The 2,391-nt window shown below is 70.3% G+C and carries 2 protein-coding genes; one reads left to right on the top strand and one right to left on the bottom strand.

From position 1 onward, the window contains the following. Positions 1–8 precede the first annotated feature (8 nt). Positions 9–923, top strand: a complete 915-nt coding sequence (locus tag LQV45_RS26065; protein ID WP_230009567.1) for a MaoC/PaaZ C-terminal domain-containing protein — start codon at positions 9–11, stop codon at positions 921–923. 98 nt (positions 924–1,021) lie between these two features. Here the strand turns inward: LQV45_RS26065 and LQV45_RS26060 are convergent, their stop codons facing one another. After that, on the bottom strand, positions 1,022–2,185 hold the full coding sequence (locus LQV45_RS26060) for an aromatic acid exporter family protein (RefSeq protein ID WP_230009565.1): 1,164 nt from the start codon (positions 2,183–2,185) through the stop codon (positions 1,022–1,024). Positions 2,186–2,391: the final 206 nt, after the last annotated feature.

The following is a 2,391-nucleotide window of genomic DNA, read 5'->3' as shown; positions in this document are numbered from 1 at the left end:
GTCGGCGCATGAACGGTTTCCAGACCGTCATCCTGGGCGAGATGCCCGCCCTGTCCAAGCTCTACGTGAACGCGGCCGCCGCCGCGGCACGGCGCCGGGTCCTGGGCACCCACGGCGGCACCGAACTGCCCGCCTACATCCACGAGGTCCGTGGCATGCGGGCCGACGTCGCCAATCTGACGGCGTATCAGCACCTGATCGGCGAGACCGCGAGCGATATCCTGCCTGCGGGCTTCATTCATGCCCTGGCCTTTCCGCTGGCCATGAGCGTGATGAACCGGGACGATTTCCCGCTGCCCCTGCTGGGCATGATCCACCTGACGAACAGGGTGGTGCAGTCCGGGCCGGTCCTGTTCACGGAGGCCCTGGACATCCGGACCCGCGTGGAGAACCTGCGGGGGCACCGCGCCGGTACGCAGCTCGATGTCGTCGCGGAGGTGCGCGCCGCCGGGCAGGAAGAGGTCCTCTGGCGCGGGGTTTCGACCTACCTGGCCAAGGGGGTGTTCCTCCCGGGGATCGACAAGGCCTCGGTGGCCGTGCCGCCGTCGCCGTTCTCCGTGCCGGATCCCACGGCCCTGTGGCAGCTGGGCGTCGATACCGGGCGTGCCTACGCGGCTGTCTCCGGAGACTTCAACCCCATCCACCTGAGCGTCCTGACCGCCAAGGCCCTCGGGCAGCGGCGGTCCCTTGCCCACGGCATGTACCTCGCGTCGCGGGCACTGGCCGACGTCGGTGCCGTCAAAGGCGACGCGTTCAGCTGGGAGGTGGCCTTCGAGGCGCCCGTGTTCCTGCCCGCCCGGGTGGCGCTGGACATCAGCACCGTCCAGACCGAGGGCGGCGGCTGGCGGCGTTCGGACTACGTGGCGTGGAACCCGCTGTCCGGTCGCCGGCACTTCAGCGGATCGGTCGCCGCGCTGGACTAACCGGTACTGCCATAGCCGGGCAGGACAGACAGTCCGACGGCGGCATCCGCTGTGGGGTTACCCCGGCGGGAGCCGCCGTCGTTGTGCCTGCCGGTTGCTTAGGTTGCGGACGGGGTTTCGGACGGGTCCGCCGGTTGCTCTTCCGGCCGGCCGGGCTTCGCCACCCGCAGCATGCGGTGCATGCTCAAGAGAATGGATTCCACCGCGCTGGGGGCGTCGTGGGTGTGCGGCACCGAGCCAAGCCTGGCGGTGAGCTCGTTGATCGCCGCGTCGGCGGTGCGGGCCAGCTCGGCCTGGCGATCCGGGTTGTCCTCCTCCGTGGCTCGCAGCACGTCGCCGACGGCGGACATGGCGTCACCGAGGGGTGCCGCGTATTCGTCCGGAATCACGAACGGGGTGTCCTCGGCCCAGATGACGTCGGAGAGCACCTGGGTGACGTCCTGGACGTGGAATGTGAGCCGCTCCAGGTCCCGCAGGTTGCGGTAGTCGAGGGTGATGTCGCGCGGATGCAGCCGGCGGCGGGGATTGGCCCGGCGGCTGGCGTCAGCGTTCTCGGCGGCGAGCCGCACTGAGCGGGCGTGCGCCGCGAGCGCTTCCGAGCGGCGGGACCAGTCAACATGCTCCGGCGGCCAGCTCTCCTTGAGCGCCTTGCCCATGTCCCAGAGCTGCTGGGCGAGCGCCTGGCGCAATTCCACGATGCTCAGGGCCGCGGCCCGGAAATGCAGCGGCGGGAAGACCAACAGATTCACGACGATGCCCACCGTGACGCCGACCGCCATCTGGAAAAGATACCCGAACGAGAACGAGTCCGGGTTGTGGCCGCCCACCAGCAGTACCAGCAGGGCCGCCGTCGGGATCCAGTCCCGGCCCGAACCGATCTTGGGCAGGCCGGCGAGGATAACGCCCAGTCCCATGACCACCGCGACCGTCCACGGCGACGGCGAGCCGAGGCTGAAAAGCATGAACGCCAGTCCCACCCCGATCGCCAGACCGACCAGCGCCTGCAGGCCCTGGCGCATGGAACCGGCAACGTTCTCGTACATGGCCACCAGGGCGCCGAGCGGGGCGTAGTAGGGGTAGTCAGCGGCGGAGCCCGGCATGAAGGGCGCGATCGCGAAAGCAATGCCCGCTGCCAGCGCCGCCTTCAGCGCCAGCTGGAGCCGCGGCCACACGAGCGCCGCCGCGACGCCGCTGGCCGCGCCATGGGCCCGTATGCGCAGCCAGGAGGGCGGCTTGTCTGTTGTCTTTTCTGGAGTGACCATCCCGGCTCACCCTAGGGCCGCGTGGTTGCTGCTACAAATGGACGAACCTGCTGCGGCGCCGCAGGAGCCTGCAGGGGGCCGGTCAGGACGCGGCGCGGGCGGCCCGCCGCACTGCCGCGGACAACCGCTGGGCCCGGCCGCTGGTCCGGCCTTCTTCGCTGCGGCGCGGCACGTACCCGAATCCGAGCCCGTAACCGGGATCCGCG

It is taken from the genome of Microbacterium sp. Bi128 (assembly GCF_918698205.1).
Note: the sequence above shows the minus strand (reverse complement) of the source record. Positions and strands in the feature narration are given on the sequence as shown.

Bases quoted from the DNA above. Each gene is read 5' to 3' on its own strand.
- LQV45_RS26065 (WP_230009567.1), top strand. From the start codon at position 9: ATGAACGGTTTCCAGACCGTCATCCTGGGCGAGATGCCCGCCCTGTCC.
- LQV45_RS26060 (WP_230009565.1), bottom strand. From the start codon at position 2,185: ATGGTCACTCCAGAAAAGACAACAGACAAGCCGCCCTCCTGGCTGCGC.